The 24297-nt window shown below is 71.4% G+C and carries 17 protein-coding genes and 3 pseudogenes; 9 read left to right on the top strand and 11 right to left on the bottom strand.

Annotated features, from left to right (window positions below):
* Nucleotides 1-38: 38 nt before the first annotated feature.
* A complete protein-coding gene (locus ACVW19_RS31640; protein WP_457463770.1) occupies nucleotides 39-2174 on the bottom strand; it encodes a SpoIIE family protein phosphatase in 2136 nt (711 codons plus the stop codon).
* Nucleotides 2175-2345: 171 nt separating this feature from the next.
* Between ACVW19_RS31640 and ACVW19_RS31635 the strand changes: the two genes are divergently transcribed.
* Together ACVW19_RS31635 and ACVW19_RS31630 are read left to right on the top strand one after the other, a co-directional pair.
* Nucleotides 2346-3767: a lipase maturation factor family protein gene (locus ACVW19_RS31635; RefSeq protein WP_457463769.1), complete on the top strand. Its 1422-nt coding sequence runs from the start codon at nucleotides 2346-2348 to the stop codon at nucleotides 3765-3767.
* A gap of 274 nt (nucleotides 3768-4041) precedes the next feature.
* Nucleotides 4042-4470 carry a VOC family protein gene (locus tag ACVW19_RS31630; RefSeq protein ID WP_457463768.1) on the top strand — a complete coding sequence of 143 codons (429 nt, stop codon included), beginning with the start codon at nucleotides 4042-4044 and terminating at the stop codon, nucleotides 4468-4470.
* Between the two features lie 90 nt (nucleotides 4471-4560).
* Here the strand turns inward: ACVW19_RS31630 and ACVW19_RS31625 are convergent, their stop codons facing one another.
* Entirely contained in the window at nucleotides 4561-4734 is a 174-nt protein-coding gene (locus ACVW19_RS31625) for a hypothetical protein (protein ID WP_202281012.1), read from the bottom strand.
* Between the two features lie 485 nt (nucleotides 4735-5219).
* Between ACVW19_RS31625 and ACVW19_RS31620 the strand changes: the two genes are divergently transcribed.
* On the top strand, nucleotides 5220-5669 hold the full coding sequence (locus tag ACVW19_RS31620) for a hypothetical protein (protein ID WP_457463766.1): 450 nt from the start codon (nucleotides 5220-5222) through the stop codon (nucleotides 5667-5669).
* 13 nt (nucleotides 5670-5682) lie between these two features.
* Here ACVW19_RS31620 and ACVW19_RS31615 read toward each other — a convergent pair whose 3' ends face one another.
* From ACVW19_RS31615 to ACVW19_RS31605, 3 genes are all read right to left on the bottom strand, one after another.
* Complete coding sequence (locus ACVW19_RS31615) at nucleotides 5683-7194, bottom strand: SDR family NAD(P)-dependent oxidoreductase (protein WP_457463764.1); 1512 nt, start codon at nucleotides 7192-7194, stop codon at nucleotides 5683-5685.
* A 111-nt stretch (nucleotides 7195-7305) separates the two neighbouring features.
* On the bottom strand, nucleotides 7306-8712 hold the full coding sequence (locus tag ACVW19_RS31610) for a wax ester/triacylglycerol synthase family O-acyltransferase (RefSeq protein ID WP_457463763.1): 1407 nt from the start codon (nucleotides 8710-8712) through the stop codon (nucleotides 7306-7308).
* Between the two features lie 300 nt (nucleotides 8713-9012).
* Nucleotides 9013-11640: a PA14 domain-containing protein gene (locus ACVW19_RS31605; RefSeq protein WP_457463761.1), complete on the bottom strand. Its 2628-nt coding sequence runs from the start codon at nucleotides 11638-11640 to the stop codon at nucleotides 9013-9015.
* A 431-nt stretch (nucleotides 11641-12071) separates the two neighbouring features.
* Here ACVW19_RS31605 and ACVW19_RS31600 point away from each other — a divergent pair, with 431 nt between their 5' ends.
* Nucleotides 12072-13187, top strand: a complete 1116-nt coding sequence (locus tag ACVW19_RS31600; protein ID WP_457463760.1) for a DMT family transporter — start codon at nucleotides 12072-12074, stop codon at nucleotides 13185-13187.
* Here the strand turns inward: ACVW19_RS31600 and ACVW19_RS31595 are convergent.
* Nucleotides 13177-13575: pseudogene (locus ACVW19_RS31595) on the bottom strand (M23 family metallopeptidase); the annotation flags it as partial. The gene ACVW19_RS31600 and the pseudogene ACVW19_RS31595 overlap by 11 nt on opposite strands.
* Before the next feature lie 218 nt (nucleotides 13576-13793).
* Nucleotides 13794-14442, bottom strand: a pseudogene (locus ACVW19_RS31590) (transglycosylase family protein); the annotation flags it as partial.
* Between the two features lie 418 nt (nucleotides 14443-14860).
* Here ACVW19_RS31590 and gndA point away from each other — a divergent pair.
* Complete coding sequence (gndA, locus tag ACVW19_RS31585; protein WP_457463758.1) at nucleotides 14861-16300, top strand: NADP-dependent phosphogluconate dehydrogenase; 1440 nt, start codon at nucleotides 14861-14863, stop codon at nucleotides 16298-16300.
* A gap of 527 nt (nucleotides 16301-16827) precedes the next feature.
* On the opposite strand, the gene ACVW19_RS31580 is transcribed toward gndA, so the two are convergent.
* The 4 genes from ACVW19_RS31580 to ACVW19_RS31565 form a co-directional block, all read right to left on the bottom strand.
* Nucleotides 16828-17466, bottom strand: coding sequence for an aspartate/glutamate racemase family protein (locus tag ACVW19_RS31580; protein WP_457463756.1), 639 nt, complete (start codon nucleotides 17464-17466; stop codon nucleotides 16828-16830).
* A gap of 17 nt (nucleotides 17467-17483) precedes the next feature.
* The gene (locus ACVW19_RS31575) at nucleotides 17484-17831 is read right to left on the bottom strand and encodes a GNAT family N-acetyltransferase (RefSeq protein WP_457463754.1); all 348 of its coding nucleotides are present in this window, start codon (nucleotides 17829-17831) and stop codon (nucleotides 17484-17486) included.
* A gap of 44 nt (nucleotides 17832-17875) precedes the next feature.
* Nucleotides 17876-18295: an aspartate 1-decarboxylase gene (panD, locus tag ACVW19_RS31570; protein WP_279332123.1), complete on the bottom strand. Its 420-nt coding sequence runs from the start codon at nucleotides 18293-18295 to the stop codon at nucleotides 17876-17878.
* Nucleotides 18296-18601: 306 nt separating this feature from the next.
* Nucleotides 18602-20032, bottom strand: coding sequence for an endo-1,4-beta-xylanase (locus ACVW19_RS31565; protein WP_457463752.1), 1431 nt, complete (start codon nucleotides 20030-20032; stop codon nucleotides 18602-18604).
* A 700-nt stretch (nucleotides 20033-20732) separates the two neighbouring features.
* Between ACVW19_RS31565 and ACVW19_RS31560 the strand changes: the two genes are divergently transcribed.
* The 4 genes and pseudogenes from ACVW19_RS31560 to ACVW19_RS31545 all read left to right on the top strand — a co-directional run.
* Nucleotides 20733-22199: a non-reducing end alpha-L-arabinofuranosidase family hydrolase gene (locus ACVW19_RS31560; RefSeq protein ID WP_457463750.1), complete on the top strand. Its 1467-nt coding sequence runs from the start codon at nucleotides 20733-20735 to the stop codon at nucleotides 22197-22199.
* Between the two features lie 541 nt (nucleotides 22200-22740).
* Nucleotides 22741-23481 (top strand): integrase core domain-containing protein, encoded by a 741-nt coding sequence (locus tag ACVW19_RS31555; RefSeq protein WP_457463748.1) that lies wholly within the window; start codon nucleotides 22741-22743, stop codon nucleotides 23479-23481.
* Nucleotides 23482-23702: 221 nt separating this feature from the next.
* Nucleotides 23703-23903 carry a hypothetical protein gene (locus ACVW19_RS31550; RefSeq protein ID WP_457464910.1) on the top strand — a complete coding sequence of 67 codons (201 nt, stop codon included), beginning with the start codon at nucleotides 23703-23705 and terminating at the stop codon, nucleotides 23901-23903.
* Nucleotides 23806-24229, top strand: a pseudogene (locus ACVW19_RS31545) (helix-turn-helix domain-containing protein); the annotation flags it as partial. The gene ACVW19_RS31550 and the pseudogene ACVW19_RS31545, both read left to right, overlap by 98 nt.
* Nucleotides 24230-24297: the final 68 nt, after the last annotated feature.

Here is a 24297-nt window from a genome sequence, read left to right as displayed (position 1 = left end):
CACGGCCTCGCGGACCGTGTCGCCCCGGACCGGACCGGTCAGCGGGAACCACGTCCCGTGCCGCCGTCGGCGTCGTGGCTGTGGTCCGCGGAGGAGGTGGTCACCGCGAACTCGCCCCAGACGCACTTGCCGCCGCCCCGTGCCTCCACGCCCCACACGTCGGTGAGCGTCTCGACCAGCAGCAGGCCCCGCCCGGAGACGCCCGACTCCCCCGCCTCCCGGCGGCGCGGCAGGGCGCTGGAGGAGTCCGTGACCTCCACGCGCAGTCGCCGTTCGGTGCCGGTGAGGACCCTGAGGGTGACGACGGCGGCGCCCTCGGTGTGCATCAGCACGTTGGTGATCAGCTCGTCGGCGGCCAGTTCGATCTCGTCGGCACGGTCCCCGGCGCCCCAGGCTCCGACCCCGGCACGGATCATGCGCCGGGCCTCGGTGAGGGCCTCGGGGTCGCCGGGGGCCACGTGCTGCTGGAGCCGCCCTCCGGAGCGCGGGCTGTCCGGCGGGCGGCGGCGCAGCAGGAGCAGGGCCACGTCGTCGTCACCACCGCGTTCCTCGGCCACGTCGATGAGCCGGTCGGCGAGGTCGCGCACGTCCTCGGGGCCGGTGGTGATGAGCGCGCGGAGCGTCTCGATGCCGTCGTCGAGGTCGGCGCCGGGCTGCTCGACCAGGCCGTCGGTGCACAGCATCAGCACGTCGCCGGGATCGAGCTCCATGGTCCCGACCGGGTACTCGAGCCTGTCGAACTCGGCGGACAGGCCGAGAGGCAGCCCGCCCGTGATGAAGACGCGCCGGCAGGAGCCGTCGGTGCGGCGGACGAGCGGGTCGATGTGGCCGGCCCGGACCACCTGGAGGACACCGGTGGACAGGTCGGCCTCGGCATAGAGGCAGGTCGCGGAGCGGTCGGTGTCGAGTTCGTGCAGGAAGACGGAGGCGCGGGCCATCACGGTGGCCGGCGGGTGCCCCTCGGCGGCGTAGGCCCGCAGCACGATGCGCAGCTGGCCCATGACGGCGGCGGCGTGGGTGTCGTGGCCCTGGACGTCGCCGATGACGGCGCCGACCCGGCCGTTGGGCAGCGGGATCAGGTCGTACCAGTCGCCGCCGATGTCCCGGCTCAGAGAGCCTCCGATGCCGGCCGCGCGATAGCGGACGGCGATGTCGGCGCCGGGCACGCTGGGAATGGTGCGGGGCAGCATGGCCTGTTGCAGGCCCTGCGCGAGGTCCATCTCCTGCTCGTAGAACATGGCCCGCTGCAGGCTCTGGGCGATGCTGCTGCACAGGGCGACGAGGATGTTGCGCTCCTCGGCGGTGAAGCCGCGCCGGTCGCTGTAGAGCAGGCCCATGGCGCCGATCGGGCGGGTCTGGACGATGAGCGGCAGGTAGGCGGCCGAGGTGACGTGCAGGTCGGTGAGGTGCGGCCACAGCACCGGGTAGCGTTCGGCGAACTCCTCCGGCGACTCGATGAAGCGCGGGCTGAGCGTCCGTACCGCCTCGCTCATCGGGTACTGCTCGTCGATCCGGGTGACGCGGGTGCCCGGGACGAAGCTGCCGGCGGGGCCCTCGGCGACCAGCCGGATGCGGCCGGCCTCGACCAGACCCACGACGAGACTGGCGGCGCCCAGATGGGTGAGGCCTTGGGTGTCCTTGAGGACGTCGATGACGTCCTGCACGGTGCGGGCGTGGGCGAGTGCGGCCGTGATGAGCTGGACGACGTTGGTCTGCTCGCGCAGGGCGTCCTCCTGGGCGACAGGCTGCCGCCCCGCCTCATCGGCGCCGAGTTCCTGGGTGGCGTCCCGGATGATGCCGATGATGCGGACGGGCCGTCCGGTGTCGTCCCGGAGGATGTAGCCGTGGGTGTGGGTCCAGCGCAGGGTGCCGTCACGGCGGCGGACCCGGAAGTAGGCGCCGTAGTTCTCGCTGCCGTCCTTCATGGCCTGCGAGACGGTGGTGTCCAGGCGGGCGATCTCCACGGTCGGCACCCGTGACGTCAGCGCCTCGGGACGGTCGTCGAATTCGTCGGCGCGCAGGTCGAAGAGGTCACGGGCCTGGGCGTCCATCTGAAGCGTCCCGGTGTCCAGGTCCCAGTCGAAACTGCCCATGTGGTTGAGCGCCAGGATCGGATCCGGGTGGTCCGGCCAGTCGTCCGGGAGTGACAGGGCGCTCGCTCCCCGATCAGCCATGAAAGTAACTTTGTCAGGATTCGCCGGATTCTTCGACCGCTGCGGGCTCCGGGACGCCGCCCGCCCCGTCGACCGCCTCCGTGGCACGCACGGGGTTGCCCCGTCACTCCGGTGGTATACGGAGAGTCACAGGAGCGGCGGCGGGACGATGAGGGGAAGGAGCGTACGGCCGTGGAGTGGTTCACCGCATCCGAGTACTGGCTGAGCCGGCTGGTCTTCCAGCGGGCACTGGCCGGCCTGTACCTGGTCGCGTTCCTGACGGCGGCGCTGCAGTTCCGTGCGCTGATCGGAGCACGCGGCATGCTGCCGGTGCCCCGGTACGTGGAGCGGGTGCCGTTCCGGCGGGCGCCGAGCCTGTTCCACCTGCACTACTCGGACCGCTTCTTCGCGCTCTGCGCGTGGGCGGGCTGCGCGGTGTCGGCGGCACTGCTCGCGGGGCTGGACTCCTGGCTTCCGCTGGGGGGCGGGATGCTGCTGTGGCTGGTGCCCTGGGCGCTGTATCTGTCGATCGTGAACGTGGGGCAGACCTGGTACGCGTTCGGCTGGGAGTCGCTGCTGCTCGAGGTCGGGTTCCTCGCCGTGTTCCTCGGCAACGACGAGGTGGCCCCACCGGTCGTCGTGCTGTTCCTGCTGCGGTGGATCCTGTTCCGGGTCGAGTTCGGCGCCGGACTGATCAAGATGCGCGGCGACGCGTGCTGGCGGAAGCTGACCTGTCTGTACCACCACCACGAGACCCAGCCGATGCCGGGACCGCTGAGCTGGTTCTTCCACCATCTGCCGAAGCCGCTGCACCGGGCCGAGGCGGCCGCGAACCATGTCACCCAACTCGTCGTGCCGTTCCTGCTGTTCACTCCCCAGCCGATCGCCACGGCCGCCGCCGCGCTGATGGTCGTCACACAGCTGTGGCTGGTGCTGTCGGGCAACTTCTCCTGGCTGAACTGGATCACGATCGTGCTGGCCCTGTCCGCGGTCGCGTTCCCCGCCGAGCCGCCGGACACGGCCGGCGCCCCGCTGTGGTACGTGGTCGTCGTCCTCGCGGTGTCCGCGCTGCTGCTCTGCCTCGGTTACCACCCGGCGCGCAACATGCTCTCCCGCCGCCAGGTGATGAACCGCTCGTTCGACCCGCTCCACCTGGTCAACGCCTACGGGGCGTTCGGCAGCGTCAGCCGGATCCGGTACGAGGTGGTGGTCGAGGGCACCGCCGACGAGGCACCCCGGGCGGACTCGGACTGGCGGGAGTACGAGTTCCGGGGCAAGCCGGGTGATCCCCGGCGCTGGCCGCGCCAGTTCGCGCCGTACCATCTGCGGCTCGACTGGCTGATGTGGTTCGCCGCGCTGTCGCCGTCCTACGCCGGGCCGTGGTTCGGCGCGCTGGTGGAGCGGCTGCTGGAGAACGACAGGGACACGCTGCGGTTGCTGCGCCGCTCCCCGTTCCCGCCCGACGCGCCGCCCCGGTACGTGCGTGCCCGGCTCTTCCGGTACCGCTACACGTCCTGGCGGGAGCTGAGGGAGACGGGGGCGTGCTGGGAGCGGACGTTCGTGCGCGAGTATCTGCCGCCGACCCGGCTGGCGCGGGTTTCGGGAACACCCTGAGACGGTGTTCCGGCCGCCCGGGTGTTGCGGTGATCGGCGGCGTGCGCCTATCGTCGGCCGGGTGACTGCCGGGTCGGCCTTGGGCCACACACGAAAGACGCTCCCGGCCTCGGCGTGATCCGGGCGGGGCTGTCCCCGCTCACGCCCGGCCGAGGGCGGGGCACCGCCCGCGCCCCGCCGTCCTCTGCGTGTTCCTTTCCGCTCTTTCCTTTCTCGCTTCCCGCCGCGCCTCGCGGCATCCCGACGGAAACCGACACCCGGAGACGTACCGGCCATGTCCGACGCACCCATCACGCCCACCGCACCCGAATCTCCCGCCACGGCGGTCCAGTTGAACCACACCGCCGTATACGCCCGGGACCGCCGGCTCTCGGCGGAGTTCCTCGCCGCGATACTGGGGCTGGAGGTCGGCGCCCCGTTCGGGCCGTTCCTCCCCGTGGACCTGGGCAACGGCGTGACGCTCGACTACTACGAACTGCGGGACGAGCCCATCCAGTCGCAGCACTACGCGTTCCTCGTGCCCGAGGAGCGGTTCGACACGATGATCGCCCGCCTGGAGGCGGTCGGGGTCACCTACTACGCCGACCCGAACCACACCGAGCCCGGCAGGGTCAACCGTCTCTTCGGCGGCCGCGGTGCCTACTTCGAGGACCCGGACGGCCACAACCTGGAGATCATGACCCGGCCCTACGTCCGGCCCTGACACCACCGGTCCCGGGCATCCTCCTCGGAGGATGCCCGGGTCCCGGGCACAGGTCTCCCTCGCGGCGGCGATGCGGTGCCGGAGCGGAGGTCAGTCGACGCTGGGCAGGATGTGGGGTTCGGCGAGGTCGTCCTCGTAGCCCGCCAGGCGGATCGGGGCCGACCGGGCCCACACGTCGAGACTGCAGAGCTGCCCGGCCGGGCGGCCCGCCCGCTCGGGGCGTTCCTTGGTCGGCTGATCGCTGGTCGTCTTCTCCGGTGTCACCGCGCACTCCTTATGTGTCGGTCACCCTCGGGACGTTTCGCGCCGGTCCTGCCGCGCCCGCGTCGTACGTCCGCTCGGGCATGAGTCGAAAGCCGTTCGGACGCGGTGGCGTCGGTAACTCGTAGGAGAGCAGACCGTTGTGAAGCGGCGTGTCCCATGACGGACCTGTGGGTGCGGGTAGGACCCCTTTACGGCTGCCCGTCCGACTCAGGTTAACCAAATGAGCGGCCCCCTGCTCGATGGGGCTCGAAACTCGCGGCACCAATCGCCCGTCGGACTGCGCTCGACAGACCCTTATAGCCTCCTTTTTCGCCATCCGTACCGCCACGGCTGGTCACTCGATCGGACTACACGGCTGTCCACGTGGTCGAGTGTTCGAGAAAATTGCATGGTCATGACGTAGTTCAAGTCCCGTTGGCCGGTACGCAAGCTCCTCATGCTGTGCTGCCGTACGGCAAACGGCTGTCTTCCAGGAGGACCGGCGCATGGAGCTGCGCAGTGTCGAGGAGCTGATGGACCTGCTGTACGCCTGCCGGGGCACCCGGGACTCCCCGGGCCCCGGCGGCGCCCCGGTCGATACGTATGACCACGCGCTGCGGACCGCCGCGCTGCTGCGCCGGGGGCGCCCCGCCGACAAGGAGCTTCAGGTGGCGGGCCTGGTGCGGCCGGTCGGGCGGCTGTTGCAGCCGGGGGAGCCGGGCATCCGTGCGGACCGGGCCGCGGACGCGGTGCGCGCGCTGCTCGGCAAGCGGGTCGCCGGCCTGGTCCGCGGCCGGCCCCGGCCCGGCCTTTTGGCGGAGGACGACCTCCTCACCCTGCGCGCGGCGGACGAGGAGGCCCGCACCGCCTGTTTCGACGCCGGGGTCCTGGAGGACTGGCGCACCGTGCTGGAACTGCTGGCGGCGCGCAACTCCCGGTTGGGAGCGATGGACTGACGACGCCTCGGCGTCACCACCTGCCGGGTGCGTAGTCCTTGAGGAAGACGCCGTACAGGTCCTCGCCCGCCTCACCGCGCACGATGGGGTCGTAGACGCGGGCCGCGCCGTCCACCAGGTCCAGGGGTGCGTGGAAGCCGGCGTCGGCGAGGCGGATCTTGTCCGGGTGGGGGCGCTCGTCGGTGATCCAGCCGGTGTCGACGGCCGTCATCAGGATGCGGTCGCTGTCGAACATCTCCTGGGCGCTGGTGCGCGTGAGCATGTTCAGGGCCGCCTTGGCCATGTTGGTGTGCGGGTGGCCCGCGCCCTTGTAGCCGCGGTCGAAGACACCCTCCATGGCGGAGACGTTCACGATGTACGTCCGCTTCGCCGACGCGGCCGCCATCGCCGGGCGCAGCCTGCTGATGAGCAGGAACGGCGCCGTGGAGTTGCAGAGCTGGACCTCTAGCAGCTCGACCGGTGAGACCTCCTCGACCGTCTGCACCCAGCTGTTGGTGTCGTGCAGGTCCGGGACCAGGCCACCGGCGTCGATCGCGGTGCCCGCCGCGATGCGGTCCAGGGAAGCCGAGCCGGAGACCAGGGCCAGGCCCGTGACGTCCTGCGCGGTGAGCACGCCGGAGCCCGCGACGGGCAGCTCGGCCACCGCGCCGGAGCCGAAGCCCCCGATCACCTCGGCGGCGGGCAGTTCGCCGGCGGGCAGCGGCGCGGACTCGGCGGCGACCAGCTCGCTGTAGGCCTGCGGGGAGCGCCGTACGGTCTGCGCGGCGTTGTTGATCAGGATGTCCAGCGGGCCGGCGGCGGCCACCGAGTCGGCCAGCGCGACCACCTGGGCCGGGTCCCGCAGGTCGATGCCGACGATCTTCAGCCGGTCGATCCACTCGTCGCTGTCGGGCTGGGCCTTGAAGCGGCGTATGGCGTCGTTCGGGAAGCGGGTCGTGATCGTGGTGTGGGCACCGTCACGCAGCAGCCGCAGCGCGATGTACATGCCGATCTTGGCCCGGCCGCCGGTGAGCAGCGCGCGCTTGCCGGTGAGGTCGGTCCGGGCGTCGCGCCGGGCCCGGTTCTCCGCGGCACACCTCTGGCAGAGCTGGTGGTAGAAGTAGTCGACCTCGACATACCGCTGCTTGCAGATGTAGCAGGAGCGGGGGCGCTGGAGTATCCCCGCGATCTGGCCCTCCTCGGTACGGGACGAGGGCAGGATGCCTTCCGTCTCGTCGTCGATGCGCTCGGCGGACCCGGTGGCGGTGGCCTCGGTGACCGCCTTGTCGTGGGCCGTCTTGGCGGCCCGGCGCTCCTGACGGCGGCGCTGCTTGACCGTGCGGTAGATGTGCGAGGTGGCGCGGCGGACCTTGATCGCGTCCGGGTGGTCGACGTCCAGTGTGTCGAGTTCCGCGAGCACGTCGAGGCACACGGCCAGCCGCTCCGGGTCGATGCCGGGCCCGTGTACCACCACGTCCCCGTGTGCCACGGTGTCCCCGTGTGCCACCGCGTCCGTGGCCCGGAGGCCGTCCTCTGTCACCGTCATCGCCGTCGCCGTTCCTGGTCTGCCGTGGCGGCGCTCCGGTCGCGCCCGCTGTCGAACGGGGGATTTTACGGAGCGCCGGGCCTCAGCACCAAACCCGCGGCGGGCGACGGGTCAGGGATCACACGCGGAGATGAGCGTCGCCACCTCCTCGGACACGGCCCCGGCGAGCCGGTCGAGGTCGGGAACGGCGGCTCCGTCGGCGACCAGCCCGTAGTGGACGCGGCCGCGGTAGGTGGAGACGGCGACCGCGAGGGAGTGTCCGGGGGCGAGCGGCGCGAGGGGAAAGACCGCGCCGAGCGGGTCGCCGCCGAGCCGCAGGCCGAAGCCGGGCAGCGGCACGCTGGTGACCAGGACGTCGAACCAGAGCCGGGCCGCCTGGCCGACCAGGGGGCCGCCGAGCCGGTGGCCGAGCGGTGGCACGTGGTCGGCGAGCAGGGCGACGGCGCCCGCGCCCCGGTTCGGGCCCGCGTCCTTGTTGCGGTCCATGGCGGTGCGCACCAGGGCGAGGCGGGCGAGCGGTTCCGCCTCGTCGACCGGCAGGCGGATCAGATAGCCGGAGAGCCGGTTGCCCTGGGGGTGCGCGCTGCGCGGGCGGCGCCGGGAGACGGGGACGAGGGCGCGCGGGGCGACGCCCTCGCTGCCGGAGCCGCGCTCGTCGAGCCAGCGGCGCAGGGCACCGGCGACGACCGCGATCAGCACGTCGTTGACGGTGCCGCCGACACTCTTGCGGATCCGGTGCACGTCGTCGAGGTCGAGGACCGCTCCGGCGGTGCGGCGGGTGCCGCTGGGCTCGCAGGCGAGCGCGGGCGACGAGCGCACGTCGAGGGTGGAGCGGGCCACCGAGGCGCCGATGTCCAGGGCCCGGCCCGCGTCGGACAGGAGGCCGCGGACGAGGGCGGGCACCTCGCGCACGTCCGGGAGCAGTCCGCGCGCCGGCTCGGCCGGGCGGGGCCGCGGGGCGGGCAGGTCCATCGGGTCCATCAGGGCCGCGGCGAGGGTGAGGGCCCGCAGCCCGTCGGCGAGGGCGTGGTGGAACTTGAACAGGACGGCGAAGGAGACGCCGTCCTCCCCCGGCAGCACATGGGCCTCCCAGGGCGGCCGGGTGCGCTCCAGGGGCCGCTCCATGAGCCGGCCCGCGACCGAGTGGAAGTCGGCGGTCGGGGCGTGCAGCCTGACGTGGTTCTGGGGATCGAAGCCGGGGTCGGTCTCCCGCTCGGCGCCGCCGAAGGCGAGCGGGCGGCGCAGCGCGGAGGCGAGCGGGCGGCGCAGGGCCGAGGCGACGGGGCGGCGCAGAGCCGGGAGCAACGGGCGCGAGGACAGCGGTTGCCACACGTCGCGGATGCGCATCCGCAGTCCGGGCACGGCGGCGGCACGGGAGGCGAGCAGATCCGCCGCGTGGGCGCCGGCGGTGGGCGAACGGGCCGAGAAGACCCCGAGGGCCGCGAGGTGCATGGGGTGATCGGCGGACTCGATGTTCCAGAACGCCAGGTCGAGAGGAGCGAGTGGGTCTGCGTTCAAGGCGTGCCTCGCATGACGACGGGATGGACCAGCAGTACACCGCCCCTGACTGATTACGGTCAAGTACGATCCCGCCACACACAGTTAACATCAGATTACGTCTCCGCCCCTCCCGTCGGTACGACGAAAGGGGCGGGCTTCATGGGCGGACGGGGTCACGGCCGTACGGTCGAAACCTTCCGAAATGACGTCAGAAGTGGTACCCGGGACGACAATCGGGACGGCACCCGGGGGAAGACCCGGGTGGCACCCTGGGTGACGAACGCCACCCGGACGGGCGCGGTCCGCCTGAGGAAGCGCTCATCGCGCGGCGCCCCTGGCCGGGCACCCCGCGGGCCGCGCCCGGGACGCGTCCCGGATCAGGGCGTCATGGCCGGCCCTCACCCGGGCGACGTCCGGCTTCAGCACGCGTCGGTCGTAGGTGAGCAGGCCGTTCAGTTCGCCCTCCACGTCCGAGATCTGCGTGTACACGGCGCCGTTGCTGCCCCGGCAGACCAGGGCCCGCACCTCGTCGAGCTTGGTGAGGTAGTCGTCGGTGTAGGTCTCCGGGTCGACGTCGACGTACGACTGCTGCACCGACCAGGCGTGACCGGGCACCGCCAGGCCGAGGCCGCCGTACTCGCCGGTGACCAGGGCGCGCCGCCCGTCCGGGCGGGGCGGGAGCGCCGGGCTGGGATAGCCGTGCTCGTCCATGATGTCGCCGGCGTCGCCGTCGGCGCCGAGGTTGAGCCCCGACTGGTTGTTGACCAGGCGCGACGGGTCCCAGGCCTTGGCCTGCTCGGCGATGCGGCCGACGTCGTACTGGCCCCAGCCCTCGTTGAAGGTGACCCACATGACGATCGACGGGCTGCTGATGTGCTCGTCGATCATCTGCTTCATCTCGCGCTCGTAGCGGGCGCGGGCGGAGTCACCGGGGTTCACCCCGGCCCTCATGGACGGCATGTCCTGCCACACCATCAGCCCCAGCCGGTCGGCCCAGTGGAACCAGCGGTCCGGCTCGACCTTGATGTGCTTGCGCACCGAGTTGAACCCGAGCTTCTTGTGCACGCGCAGGTCGTACGCGAGGGCCTCGTCGGTGGGCGCGGTGTGCAGGCCGTCCGGCCAGAAGCCCTGGTCGAGGGTGGCCATCAGGAAGACGGGTTCGCCGTTGAGGACCGTGCGCGGCACCCCGTCGATCTCCTCGACGGCGATGGAGCGCATCCCGAAGTAGCTGTCGACGCGGTCGGCGCCCACGGTCACCTTCAGGTCGTACAGGAACGGGTCGTCCGGCGACCACAGGCGCGGGTTCTCGATCTTCAGGGTCAGCGGCTCCCCGGTGCGACCCGTCGCCGTGGCGACCCTGCGCCGTCCGTCGTACGCGGTCGCCTTGACCGGTACGCCGTCGCGGACGCCCTTCGCCTCCACCGTGAGCCGCTCGCCGGGCACGTCCGGGATCAGCTTGAGGGAGTCGACGTGGTCCCGGGCGACCGGCTCCATCCAGACCGTCTGCCAGATGCCCGAGCTGGGCGTGTACCAGATACCGCTGGGGTCGAGACGCTGCTTGCCGAGTGGCGGGTTCTCGCCGTTCGCCGCGTCGGTGGGGTCGTACACGCCGACGATGAGCTCCTGGGTGCGGCCGGGCTTCAGCGCGTCGGTGATGTCGGCGCTGAACTTGTCGTACCCGCCCTCGTGGGCGGCGACCTTCGTGCCGTTGACGTACACCTCGGACCGCCAGTCGACGGCGCCGAAGTTCAGCCGCAGCCGCTTGCCGGAACCGATGCGCCAGTCCCGGGGGACGGTGAAGGTACGGCGGTACCACATGCGGTCCTCGTGCCGCTGGATGCCGGAGAGCTGGGACTCCACCGGGTACGGGACGAGGATGCGCTCCTTCAGGGTCTTCCCGACGGGCGGCCGCTCCCCCTCCTCGGCGGCGGCGAACTGCCACTGCCCGTTGAGGTTGCGCCACTGCTCCCGGGTGAGCTGGGGGCGCGGGTACTCGGGGAGGGCGTTGTCCGGGCCCACCTCGTCGGCCCACCTGGTGCTCAGTTCGTGGGTGGAGCGGTTGGGCCCGCTGCTCATGAACGCGTCCACGGGGTCGCCGCCCGTGGTGGTCAGTCCGCCCCGGCCGTCGTAACGGACGTCGGCGGTGCCGCGGGCGGTGCCCGCCCTGTTGCCGACGACTGGCTCGGCGAGCGTGACGAGCAGGGCCTTGGGGTCGGCCGGGTCCGGCTCGGCCTTCGTCAGCGGCCACTTCGCACCGCCGATGACCGCGTTGACGTGCTCGGTGAGACCGGCCGGGGGTGCGGCGAGCGGACGCGGGAAGTCGAGCTTCAGGGTGCGCCCGGAGCCGAGGACGGTGGCCGCGAGGGCCCCGTCGTAGTCGAAGCCGTCCGGCAGGCGGAACGCCGACTGCGGTACGGGTTCCTTGGTTCCGCCGGGCTCGGTCCAGCGCAGGTGGAGGTTGGAGCCGCCGTAGTGCTCGAAGTACTCGACCTTGATGTCGTGGGCCTTGCCGGCGGTCAGCTCGATCGGCTCGGCGGTCTGTTCGCGGTCCCAGTCGTCGACCCAGTGGTCGATGGCGAGCCGGCCGTCGATCCACAGCCGGAAGCCGTTGTCGCCGATGATCGAGAAGGTGTGCGCGCCGGTCCTCTCCGGCACGATCTTCCCGGTCCAGCGGACGCTGACGTGGTCCGCCCGGCCCGTGGTGAAGTTCAGCCGCGGCTCCAGGTTGTCGAAGTCGAGGTGCGGATCGAAGGCGGTGGCCTTGAGCTCGTGGAAGTCGAAGGCGCCGGCAGCGGAGTGCGTGTAGTACTCGCCCTTCAGCCCGCGGATGTCCACCGGATCGCCCTCGGCTGCGGTCGCGGCCTGGCCGGTCGCGGTGAGCCCCGCGAGCCCCAGTGCGGCGGCCAGGAACAGCGCGAAACGGTTTCTGAGTCGTCTGATGCGCACGGATCCTCCGTCTGTGAGGAAGGTGACGGCTCTCTGCTCGGTTCTCGGTGCTCAGTACTCGGTGCTCAGTAATCGGTTGCGCGGTGCGTGTTCTGTTCTGTGTGTTGTTCTCGCCTGTACAACGTTGTCATGAACAGTAGTCTGCATAACAGCACGGATTCCGCCGTTCGTCCAGGGACATGACAAAGACGCGCCGGGGCCCGCGAGGCGCGACGGCGCCATACCCCTACGGGAAGCCATCAGGGGACCTCCGCCGTGAGGCACCCATCCAGGGGATGACGGGGCAGTCCGCGTACTCCATCGGCAGTAGGACGCATTGAGTGCTCAGGGACGACGACGGGAACAACGGGACACGGCATCGTGTTCGTTATGAAAGCCGACCGATCGCCGCGCCGGGTCGAGCGCCCCGGCCTCACGCAGAGGAGCTGCCGATGAGCGCCCTCGCGTTGTCCGTGCTGCTGTCGTTCGTCTCCGCCGTGGCGTACGCGGGCGGAGCGATCGTGCAGGAGCGGATCGCGGTGTCCTCGCCCGGCGTGCAGTACGCACCACTGCGCCGGCCGGGCTGGTGGGCGGCGGTCGCGCTCAACGGCCTCGGCGGACTGCTGCACGTGGTGGCGCTCGCCTACGGTCCGCTGAGCCTCGTCCAGCCGCTGGGCGCGCTGACCATCGTGTTCGCGCTGCCCATGGCCGCGCTGTTCGTCGGCCGCAGGGCAGGCGCGACGGCGTGGCGCGGCGCCCTCATGGCGACCGTCGGTCTCGCCGGTCTGCTGTCCCTGGTCGCCGCGTCCGACGCCCAGTCCCTCGACGGCGTCCAGCGGGTGGCGACGGCGTCGGCCACGGCCGTCGCGGTCGTCGCCCTGATGATGGCGGCCCGGGCCGTGCGCCGGCATCCCGCCGTGCGCGGCATCCTCCTCGCCGTCGCCTCCGGTGTGGCCTTCGGCGTGTCCTCCGTCTTCACGAAGGCCGTGGCCGTGGACTGGACCGACGGCGTCTCGGCGACGGACGTGCCGTCCCTCGCGGTGATCGGCGTGTTCGCCACGGCCGGGCTGCTGCTGTCCCAGGCTTCCTACCGGGGCGCCGGCCTCGCGGCTCCGCTGGCCACGCTGACGGTGGTGAACCCGGTGGTGGCGGCCGCGGTCGGCATCACGCTGTTCGGCGAGACCTTCCGCTACGGCGCGACGGGCACGGCGCTCGCACTGAGCTGCGGCGTGGTGGCGGCCGGCGGTCTGATCCTGCTGACGACGGAACGGCTGGCGCGTGAGCGGCACCAGCCGGAGCCTGCGTCCACCGCGCGGTCCGTGCCGGCCGCCGGGGCGCTGTCCGACGCCGCCGAGGAACTGCTGCTGGCCGGACTCGCCCGGGACGTACGGGTGCCGGTCCCGGCCCCCGTACCGGCCGCCGTGGGCGCCGCCCCGGAAGCCGGGCCCACGGTCGCGGTCGTCGAGCCGGACCCGCCCCTGACTCTGGTCACCTACGCGCCCTTCCACGGCGGCCCGTACGTACCGATGCCCACGCCGGACCGGCACCGCACGCGGGTCACATTTTGACGCCGCCCGCCCGCAGGTAGGTGACGGGGTCGATGTCCGACCCGAAACCGGGCCCCGTCCGCACCTCGAAGTGCAGATGCGGGCCCGAGCTGTTGCCCGTCGAGCCGGAACGGCCGAGACGCTGGCCCGCGGCGACCGACTGGCCGCTGCGTACGGAGATCGCCGACAGGTGCGCGTACTGGCTGTAGCGGCCGTCGGCGTGCCGGACCACCACCTGGTAGCCGAACGAGCCCTCCCACCCGGCGCTGACCACGCTGCCCGCCGCGACCGACTTCACGGGCGTGCCGGTGGGCACGGGGAAGTCGACACCGGTGTGGTAGCCCTTCGACCAGGAGGAACCCGCCTTGTGGTACGGCGTGCCCAGCGGGGCGCCGACGGGGGCCACACGGGTGGCACCGGACTGGGTGGCGCGGTCGGCCCGTTCCTCGGTGCGCTGCGAGGGCGCCTTCTTCTCGGCTGCTTTCTTCTCCGTGGTCTTCTTCTCTGCGGTCTTGCTCTTCGCGGTCTTGCTCTTCGCGGTCTTCTTCTCGGACGACTTGGACGAGCTGGACGACTTGGAGGAGCTGGAGGACTCGGTCTGCCCGGACTGCTTGGACGCCTTCCCGTCGGGCAGGGTGAGGCGCTGGCCGGGCAGGATCAGATCGGGGTCGGTGCCGATGGTCACGCCGTTCGCCTCGTACAGCCCTCGCCAGCCGCCCCTGACCCGCTCCTCCGCCGCGATGCCGGACAGGGTGTCGCCGCGGACCACGGTGTACATCTCGGCGCGGCCCGCCCGGGACTGGGGCGTGTGCTGCGGCTTGACCTCCTCGACCGTGGAGCGACCGGTCCCCTTCCCCTCGGTCCGGTCGGTGGCCGGCCGGATGCCGGGGGTGTCGCCGCCCCGGGTCAGTCCGGCCCGCTTCGAGCAGACCGGCCAGGCACCGGGGCCCTGGCCGTCGAGCACCTTCTCGGCGATGGCGATCTGCTGGTCCTTGGTGGCCAGATCCGCGCGCGGCGCGTACCGGGTGCCGCCGAAGGCCTCCCAGGTGGACTGGGTGAACTGGAGCCCGCCGTAGTAGCCGTTGCCGGTGTTGATGTCCCAGTCGTCGCTGGACTCGCAGGCGGCGACCTTGTCCCAGGTGTCCACGTCGGCCGCCTGGGCCACGCCGGTGCCCAGCAAGGGCAGCGCCATCCCTGCCCCGCCCGCGGTGACGGTGAGCGAGGCGCGGTTGATTCTGTTCGGCTGATACCGGCGGTGCCGGCCGCGCACGGCCATGGAGTCCCCCTCGACAACGCGTCAGGAGGGGCAAAAGTAAGCGCTGCGAACTGACGGTGACAAGACGGCTATCGGCCGTGCGGATGCGCCAAGTGGCCGGTACTTTTCGCCCGTTGCGCCCCGGTTGACGCCGTCGTGCGGCCCGCTCGCACAAAGGCGCGGGCGTGCGCCGAACACGTGTGTGCGCGCCGGACGGGTCCGTACGGGTCCGGATGAGTACGGAGGGGGGTCCCGCCCGTATGTGGCTGCGGGGTGTCGTGGGACCCGCGCGTGCGGGCGGGGTAGCGGCACGTCAGGATGGTCGCGACGGTCAGAATGGTCGACGGCGGGGCCGACGGGCACCGACCGGCGGCGCAGAAGACCGACAGCACCACCGACCCCCCGGCAGTACCGATACCAAGGTCACTAGGAGCCACCAATGAGCAGTTCAGCGCAGATCGGCGTCACGGGACTCGCGGTCATGGGCCGCAACCTCGCACGCAACTTCGCCCGCAACGGCTACACGGTCGCGGTGCACAACCGGACGTCGGCGCGCACACGTGCGCTGGTGGAGGAGTTCGGGCACGAGGGCGGTTTCGTGGCGGCCGAGACGGCGAAGGAGTTCGTGGCGGCGCTGGAGCGTCCGCGGCGGCTGGTCGTCATGGTGAAGGCCGGTGAGCCGACGGACGCCGTGATCGAGGAGTTCGCCCCGCTGCTGGAGCCCGGTGACATGATCATCGACGGTGGCAACGCCCACTTCGCCGACACCCGCCGCCGGGAGAAGGCGCTGCGCGAGCAGGGCATCCACTTCGTCGGCATGGGCGTCTCCGGCGGTGAGGAGGGCGCGCTGAACGGGCCGAGCATCATGCCGGGCGGCCCGAAGGAGTCGTACGACTCGCTCGGCCCGATGCTGGAGAAGATCTCCGCCAAGGCGGCCGACGGCACGCCCTGCGTGACGCACGTGGGTCCGGACGGTGCCGGGCACTTCGTGAAGATGGTGCACAACGGCATCGAGTACGCCGACATGCAGCTGATCGGTGAGGCGTACCAGTTGCTGCGCGATGTCGCCGGGTACACGCCCGCGCAGATCGCGGACATCTTCCGCACCTGGAACACCGGCCGGCTGGACTCGTACCTGATCGAGATCACCGCCGAGGTGCTCTCCCACGTGGACGCCGCCACGGGCAAGCCGTTCGTCGACGTGGTGGTCGACCAGGCGGAGCAGAAGGGCACGGGGCGCTGGACCGTGCAGATCGCGCTCGACCTGGGTGTGCCGGTGTCGGGCATCGCGGAGGCGGTGTTCGCGCGTTCGCTGTCCGGTCACGCGGCGCTGCGGGAGGCCTCGCGCGGGCTGGAGGGCCCGAAGGCCGCGCCGCTCGGCGAGGCGGAGGCGGCGGCGTTCGCGGACCGGGTGGAGCAGGCGCTGTACGCGTCGAAGATCGTGTCGTACACGCAGGGCTTCCACGAGATCGCCGCGGGCAGCGAGGAGTACGGCTGGGACATCGACCTCGGCGCGGTCTCCGCGATCTGGCGCGGCGGCTGCATCATCCGGGCGGCCTTCCTGGACCGCATCCGTGCCGCCTACGACGCCCGCGCCGACCTGCCGAGCCTGCTGTCCGACGAGACGTTCGCCCGGGAGATCGCCGACGCGCAGGACGACTGGCGCGAGGTGCTGATCGCCGCGACCCGCCAGGGCGTGCCGACCCCCGGCTTCGCCGCGGCCCTCGCCTACTACGACGCCCTGCGCGCGGAGCGCCTGCCGGCCGCGCTCACCCAGGGGCAGCGCGACTACTTCGGCGCGCACACCTACCGGCGCACGGACCGCGACGGGTCGTTCCACACGCTGTGGGGCGGCGACCGCTCGGAGGTCTCGGCGTAAGCGGAGGACAGGTGACGGGCGCCCGCCGACGTGGTCGGCGGGCGCCCGCGTGTTGGATCGGCCGTCAGGTGAGCGGCGGGCCCGGCTCCGGGTTGGGGACGGGTTCGGGGCCGGGCGGAATGGGCGAGGGTGACGGTCCGGGTGGCCCCGGCGGGGGTGGCGGCGGCCCGGGGACGGGCGGGGTCGGCCCCGGAGCGGGGGGCCCCGGAGCGGGGGGCACCGGAGCGGGGGGCGGGGGTGTCGGTCCCGGACCGGGGGGCGGCTCGGGGGGCGGGACCGGCTCGGGGTGGGGCTGCGGAGGCTTGGGGTCCGGACCCGGGGTGGGCCCCGGGGGGACGGGATCCGGGGCGGGCCCGGGGGTGCCGGGGTCCGGGGTGGGGCTCGGTGGGACGGGGTCCGGGTGCGGTTGCGTCATGGCGGGTGTCCTCCGGCCAGTCGGTCGACGTCGGCTCTGGACTACTCCCCCGCCTACCCGACGGCCGCGCCCCCAGTCACTCCCCCGTATGACGGCGGGAGCCCGGTCGGCGCTACCGCACGCCGGAGGCCGCCGCGCCCGCCGCGAGTCCGGGGCGGGGGCTGGACAGCACCGGGACGGCGGTCGCCGTGAGCCGCTCCGCCGGGGCCATCGATGCCTGGGCGAGCACGATCACGTCGGCGCCGGTGACCTCGTCGGCCGCGTCGGCGACCTGACGGACGTACGCCGCAGTGTCGCCCGCCTCGAAGCGGGCCCAGGCACCCTCGACCAGCAGGGTGCGCACCTCGACGGGGCGGCCGGCCCGGCGGGCCTCCTCCTCGACCAGCGACACCGTCGGCCCGAGGGTGCCCTCGTAGGCGGCGAGGACGACGACCCGCGGCCCGGCGGCCACGGCGGCACGCGCCATCGGCCGGTCGACCCGCAGCACGGGAACGCCGGCCTGGGCGGCCGCCTCCTCCGCGACTCCACCGATGGTCGAACAGGTGCACAGCACCGCCCGGGCACCACCGGCGACGGCCTCCTCCACCCTCGCCCGCACCTCGCCGACGACCGCCGCGAGGCCGTCCGCGCGGACCCGGTGCAGCAGCCCCTCGACGACGAGGTGCCGCAGCTCCAGGCCCGGATGGGCGTCGTCGCGCAGGGCGTCGAAGACGGGGACGTGGACGGGCGAGGTGTGCAGAAGGGCCAGCACGGGGGCGTCCGGCGAGGTCAGAAGCGTCCGGGGTGCGCCGCCAGCCACGCCTTCGCCGCCCGCAGGAGCTCCGGGGAAGCCGCCGGGGCCTGGTCGGGGTGGCGTTCGGCCCACTTGACGACGTACGGGCAGAGCGGGGCGACCGCGACGCCCTCACGGGCGGCCGTGGCGTACAGCTCACGGGCCAGGGAGCCGGCGATGCCCTTGCCCTCGTGGGCGGGTTCCACGACGGTGTGGACCGGAACGATCGCGCGCTCGGGAGCTTCGAGCACGAAGTACTCGATCCGCCCGACGACCTCGCCGTCGCCCGCCACCGCTTCCAGACGGCCCGCCGCCCGGTCGTCGCGGATCTCGATGTCGCTCATGGACGCATCACGCTCCTGCCTCTGCCTGCCGTCGTCCGCGCCGGTCAGGCCGTGACGGCCTGCGGGCTGCGCTGCTGGTCCGACCCCGGCACCGGCTCGGACGGGTCGGCGCCCAGGGCCACGATGCGGTTGTCGGCATCCACGTGCACCACCCGGGGTTCCAGCGCCCGCGCCTCGGCGTCGGTCACCTGAGCGTAACTGATGATGATCACCAGGTCACCGGGGTGGACGAGATGCGCCGCGGCCCCGTTGATCCCGACGACACCCGAGCCCCGCTCCCCCTCGATGACGTACGTCTCCAGCCGGGCCCCGTTGGTGACGTCGACGATGTGCACGAGCTCACCGGGCAGCAGATCGGCGGCGTCGAGCAGGTCGGCGTCGATCGTCACGGACCCCACATAGTGCAGGTCGGCCTGGGTGACGGTGGCGCGGTGGATCTTGGACTTGAACAGAGTACGCAGCATTTGGGACTCCTGGAAGACGGCTCCCTGCCTGCTTTGTGCAGGTCAAGTGCGGTCGTCACTGTACATCGGCGCGCGTCGGACTCGAAGATTGTGAGGAACACCGTTTCACTTTGAGTAGGAGGCCACCTCCCTGCACTTCCGCGGGGACCGGACGGTTGTGACGCCGCCCACCAGGCCATGCCGATCGCGAGGGTCGCCGCCACCACGGCGGCGACCCGGGACCATCAGCGATGTCTTCGTGAAGGGACGGGGGAAACCGCGCCGTAAGCCGTCACCGATTCACCCTTTCGTTTGTGGCAGGCCTTGTCAGGCGCGGGTCCAGCGCTGGTTGTTGCCGTTCGAGCAGGAGTAGAGCTGGATCAGGGTGCCGTTGGCGGTGCCGCCCCCGACGGCGTCGAGGCAGAGGCCGGACTGGACGCCGACGATGGATCCGTCGGAGTTGAGGCGCCACTTCTGGTTGTCGCCGCCCCAGCAGCTGTAGATCTGCACCTTGGCGCCGTTGCCGGTGCCGGCGGCGTCCAGGCACTTGTTGCCGTAGACCCTGAGCTCACCGGCGTCGGTGTACGTCCACTGCTGGTTGGTGCCGTTGTGGCAGTCCCACAGCTGGACCTGGGTGCCGTCGGTGGTGCTGCTGCTGGGCACGTCCAGGCAGCGGCCCGAACCGACGCCCTTGATCGTTCCGCCGTCCGCGGGCGGCGTGGTGGAGCCGCCGTTGAGTGCGTTGAGGACGGCGGTGTAGGCAGGCTTCTTGCTGCCGTCGTTGTTGAACAGCAGCGGCGTGTGCTCCGATCGCCAGGAGTCGCTGTCGCGCACACCCCAGACGGTGATGCCGAGGCAGCGCGCGACGGCCAGGCAGTCGTTGACCACGTTGGCGTAGGTCGAGGCCGAGGCACCCTGGATGTCGAGTTCGGTGACGGCCACGTCGACGCCGAGGGCGGCGAAGTTCTGCAGGGTGGTGCGGAAGTTGCTGTTGTAGGGGCTGCCGCTGTTGAAGTGCGACTGGAAGCCGACGCAGTCGATCGGCACGCCGCGCTGCTTGAAGTCCCGCACCATGGCGTACATGGCCTGGGTCTTGGCCCAGGTCCAGTCCTCGACGTTGTAGTCGTTGTAGCAGAGCTTGGCGGACGGGTCGGCGGCGCGCGCGGCGCGGAAGGCGACCTCGATCCAGTCGTTGCCGGTGCGCTGCAGGTTGGAGTCGCGTCGGGCTCCCGAACTTCCGTCGGCGAAGGCCTCGTTCACGACGTCCCACTGCGCGATCTTGCCCTTGTAGTGGCCCATCACACCGTTGATGTGGTCGATCATCGCCTGGCGCAGCGCGCTGCCGCTGAGGCTCTGCATCCAGCCGGGCTGCTGGGAGTGCCAGGCCAGGGTGTGGCCGCGCACCTGCTTGCCGTTCTGCACCGCCCAGTTGTAGACGCGGTCGGCGGCGGTGAAGTTGAACTGGCCCCGCTGCGGCTGGGTGGCGTCGATCTTCATCTCGTTCTCGGCCGTCACCGAGTTGAACTCACGCGCCGCGATCGTCGCGTACGTCGAGTCGCTCAGCCTGTTCGCGGCGATGGCGACGCCGAAGTAGCGGCCGCTCTGCGCCGCCGCGGCGCCGAGCGTGCTCTCGGCCGCCTGAGCGGACGGCGGCGCGACCAGTACGGCGACCACACCGAGGACACCGGCGACCAGCGCCAACAGCAGAGCGCGGATCTTCCGCCGGACAACGGGTCTGGGAAGGGCGTACAAGCCCATGGCTGTGCCTCCAAGGTAGGAATGACGGGATCACCGGACACCGCGGTCATGGGGCCCGAGAGGATCTCGACCGGCACGGACGGGCCCGGTCGGCCGCCGAGTGACGTAGGCCGGGCGGCAGCGGTCTTTCGACACAGGCACGGGGGTACTCCCTCGCGGCTCAGCCGGGGGCCGCCACGCGGCGTCGCACACCTCTCCGACTGCACGAAGCGTCAGGATGCGTCGGCGCGGGCCTCACCGGAACGAAGAACGGGGTGGCGCAGGTGTTTTGGTGCGCGGATCTGCCGTACAGCACAGTCCGCCCAGGACCATGCGGTTCGAAATCTCGGTCTCCGGTCGGTTTACCAGACAGGATGATTGAGGGATTGACGGTGACTCGTCAACCCTCCGGCGGAAAAACTTTCCGCTCTTCATTCGAAATTTTCGGAGCCCGCCGAGCAGGGCGGCCCCTGGGCCGGCGAACCGCATCGCGAACCACCTGAGGGCTTCCAGCCCGGTGAGACGGCTCGTCATGCCCGAAGGGGAGGAACTGCTTGCGGACAGATCGGCGACAGGCCTTGACCGGAGCGCCCCGTCTTCCTAGCTTGTGGCGTTACAGAACCGGGATGACTTCGAAACTTTCGAACCTGTTCCCACCCCCGGCGCGGCCGCTCCGCGGTTCATCGGCGTCACCTCACCCCGCCCCCAAGGAGGCCCTCTGATGTGGCTTCGCCACCCGTCCCCGGTCCGCCCAAGACGCTTACTCGGCGTCCTTGCGCCCTTGCTGCTGGTGGCCGCCTTCCTCGGTGCCCAGCCCGCCGAGGCCGCGACCGTGGACCCCAACGCCTCGTACGTACTGGTCAACCGCAACAGCGGCAAAGCCCTGGACGTCTACAACATGGCGACCGACGACGGCGCCCGCATCACCCAGTGGACCAGGAACGACCAGAACCAGCAGCAGTGGCAGTTCGTCGATTCCGGGGACGGCTACTACCGCATCAAGTCCCGCCACTCGGGCAAGGTGCTGGACGTCCACAACTGGTCCACCGCGAACGGCGGCTCGATCGTCCAGTGGTCCGACCTGAACGGCACCAACCAGCAGTGGCGGCTGGCCGACAGCTCGGACGGCCACGTGAGGCTCGTCTCGCGCCACAGCAACAAGGCCCTCGAAGTGCAAGGCGCCTCCACCGCCGACAACGCGAACATCGTCCAGTACGACGACTGGGACGGCACCAACCAGCAGTGGCGGCTCGTCAAGGTCGGCGCCGACACCCCCGGCTCGTGCGCTCTTCCGTCGAGCTACCGCTGGACGTCGACGGGCGCGCTGGCGCAGCCCAAGCAGGGGTGGGTGTCGCTCAAGGACTTCACCGTCGCCCCGTACAACGGCAGGCAACTCGTCTACGCGACCACGCACGACACGGGGACACGGTGGGGTTCGATGAACTTCGGCCTGTTCACCAACTGGTCGGAGATGGCCTCGGCCGGCCAGAACGCGATGTCCAGCTCGACAGTGGCACCCACGCTCTTCTACTTCGCGCCGAAGAACATCTGGGTGCTCGCCTACCAGTGGGGCGGGACCGCCTTCTCCTACCGGACGTCGAGCGACCCCACCAACCCGAACGGCTGGTCGTCCGAGCAGGTGCTCTTCTCCGGAAGCATCTCCGGATCCGGAACGGGACCCATCGACCAGACACTCATCGGTGACGGCACGAACATGTACCTGTTCTTCGCCGGCGACAACGGCAAGATCTACCGGGCCGGCATGCCGATCGGGAACTTCCCGGGCAGCTTCGGCTCGACCTCGACAGTGATCATGAGCGATACGACGAACAACCTGTTCGAAGCCCCGCAGGTCTACAAGCTGCAGGGCCAGAACCGCTACCTCATGATCGTCGAGGCGATCGGCTCGCAGGGCCGCTACTTCCGCTCGTTCACGGCCACCAGTCTGAACGGCTCCTGGACACCCCAGGCCGCGACCGAGAGCAATCCCTTCGCCGGCAAGGCCAACAGCGGCGCCACCTGGACCAACGACATCAGCCACGGCGAGCTGATCCGCACCAGCGCCGATCAGACCATGACCGTCGATCCCTGCAACCTGCAGCTGCTCTACCAGGGGCGCAGCCCCAACTCCGGCGGTGACTACGGCCTCCTGCCCTACCGTCCGGGTCTGCTGACACTGCAGCGCTGACGGCGTGACGCGGGTCCGGCTCCGGCAGGGAGCCGGCGTGGCGGGCGCGGCGGAAGGCCGAGCCCGCCACGCCGTGATCTAAAAGCCCAGGTCACCCGCCGGCACAGTGAAGGACGTTCAGTGACCTTCCTCTGGTGCGTGGACCATGCTGCCGAGCGGTGCAAGGCAGCGGCGCACCAGGACGGGCGTGCGCTCCGTGACCGTGTCGAGCGGAGCACCGCCGTCGACGGCGGCAAGGGCCGTGTGCGGCATCCCGGCGATCAAATCCGCCGTGAGCGCGGGCTCGGGGGCACTGAGGACGACTGCAGCAAGGAGCTCCGCAACCACTTCGGAGGCGATCGGCGAGCCGGGGTACCTGGCTCACCGCGATGGCAGGGCTAACCATCGTCGGTGCCGGGGCGAGCCGCGGCACCTCCTGCTGCCGGCACGCCCAGACACGCTTCTGCGCTAACACCGCGACCCGCTCGCCCGGAGCCACGCCGCGACCTGCGGGCCCAAGCACCGCGGGCGCCCGCCCACCATCCGCCCGATCCGCGCCCTGGTGCTGCGCCCGGCCCGCGAGCACAGCTCCTGGGGGTACCGCCGCATCCACGGCGAGCTCGCCGCGCTCGGCGGCAAGGTCGCCGCCTCCACCATCGGGGAGATCCTCCGCGAGCACGGCATCCCGCCCGCACGGCAGAGCACGAGCCGGCCCGACTTCCCGCGCAGCCGGGCCGCCGCGCTGCCCGCCCGCGCCCTCTTCGAGACCCGCCCCCTGACCGACGCGCGCCCGTCCGTCTTCGCCGTCCTCGAGCACGCCGGCCGGCGCGTCCGGATCCCGGGCGTCACCGCGCACCCCGGCGCGCGGTGGATCGCGCAGCTGGGGCATCACCTCCCCAGGGGCCTGCAGGACGCGGGCGGCAGGGCCGGCTTCCTGATCCGCGACCGGGACGCAAAGTGCAGGCAGGCCTTCGACGTCGTGTTCGCCGACGCCGGGCTGGAGGTCGTCACCAGCGGCATCCGTATGCCCCGGATGAACTCCCCCATGGAACGGTGGATCCAGACCTGCCGGCGCGAGCTGCTGGACCGCACCTTGATCTGGAACCAAAGCCACCTCCTGCACGCGCTCCGCGAGTTCGCATCGTTCTGCAACGGGCATCGGCCGCACCGGGCCCTGGGTCAGGCCGCCCCACTCCGCCCGCTGCCCGAACCGATCACCGCACCAGGACAGATCGCGCACCTGAAGATCCACCGACGAGACCGGCTCGGCGGCACCCTGCATGAGTGCCAGCATGCAGGGTGAACAGGCCGGATGATTAATCGACACCCGCAGTGCCGGAGACGGGCCGCACACTGAGGCGGCCCGCGCCGCCGCGCTGCCGCGTTGGCAGTGCTTCGGGGCTGTGAAACGCCGGCTTCAGGGATCATATGTCCGGTACCTCCATATCGACCTCGAACGGGTGGAGCCGGCTGCCTCCCGGGAGCCCCCGGCTCCAGGCTCCCGTTCGGGAGTAAGGAGCAGCCATGACGACGACCGAGCACGCTCACGACCGCGGCGAGCACAGTGACCCCACCTTGTACCGCACTCCGGCGGACGCCGTCGCCGCACCTCCGGAGAAGCTCGCCTATGCCGTCGGTTTCGACCCGGCCGCACAGCGCGCGGACGCGTTGTTCACCGTCGGCGATCGATCTGTCCACCGCGCACGTGCGCCACCTGAGCCGTGAACTGGCGACTCGACGCCGGCAGATCGGGACCCGATGGCGGCGACTGACTGTGGGACGTCAGGCTCTGCTCGCCCTGGCCCACCTGCGATGCGGTGACACTCCCCCAGCCTCCGGCCGGGGGCGCCCCCAACGCTCAACTCGCGGCCGGGTTCGGCATCGGGATCGCCACCGTCTGTCGCTACATCCGCGAAGCGATCGAGGTGCCGGCCGCACACGCCCCAACGCTCGACGAGGCGATGGTGACGGCTCGGACGAAAGCGTACGTAATCCTCGACGGCACCGTGCGCCACGAGGCGCTTGAAGACCGGGTGGGGGTGAAAGGACCCCGCCACCGGGCTGTCGCAGCAGTCCGGTTGAAGCTGAGGACAGCCTGATCCGGGGGACGCCGGTGAGG

This window comes from Streptomyces sp. TE5632, assembly GCF_054061295.1.
Note: the sequence above shows the minus strand (reverse complement) of the source record. Positions and strands in the feature narration are given on the sequence as shown.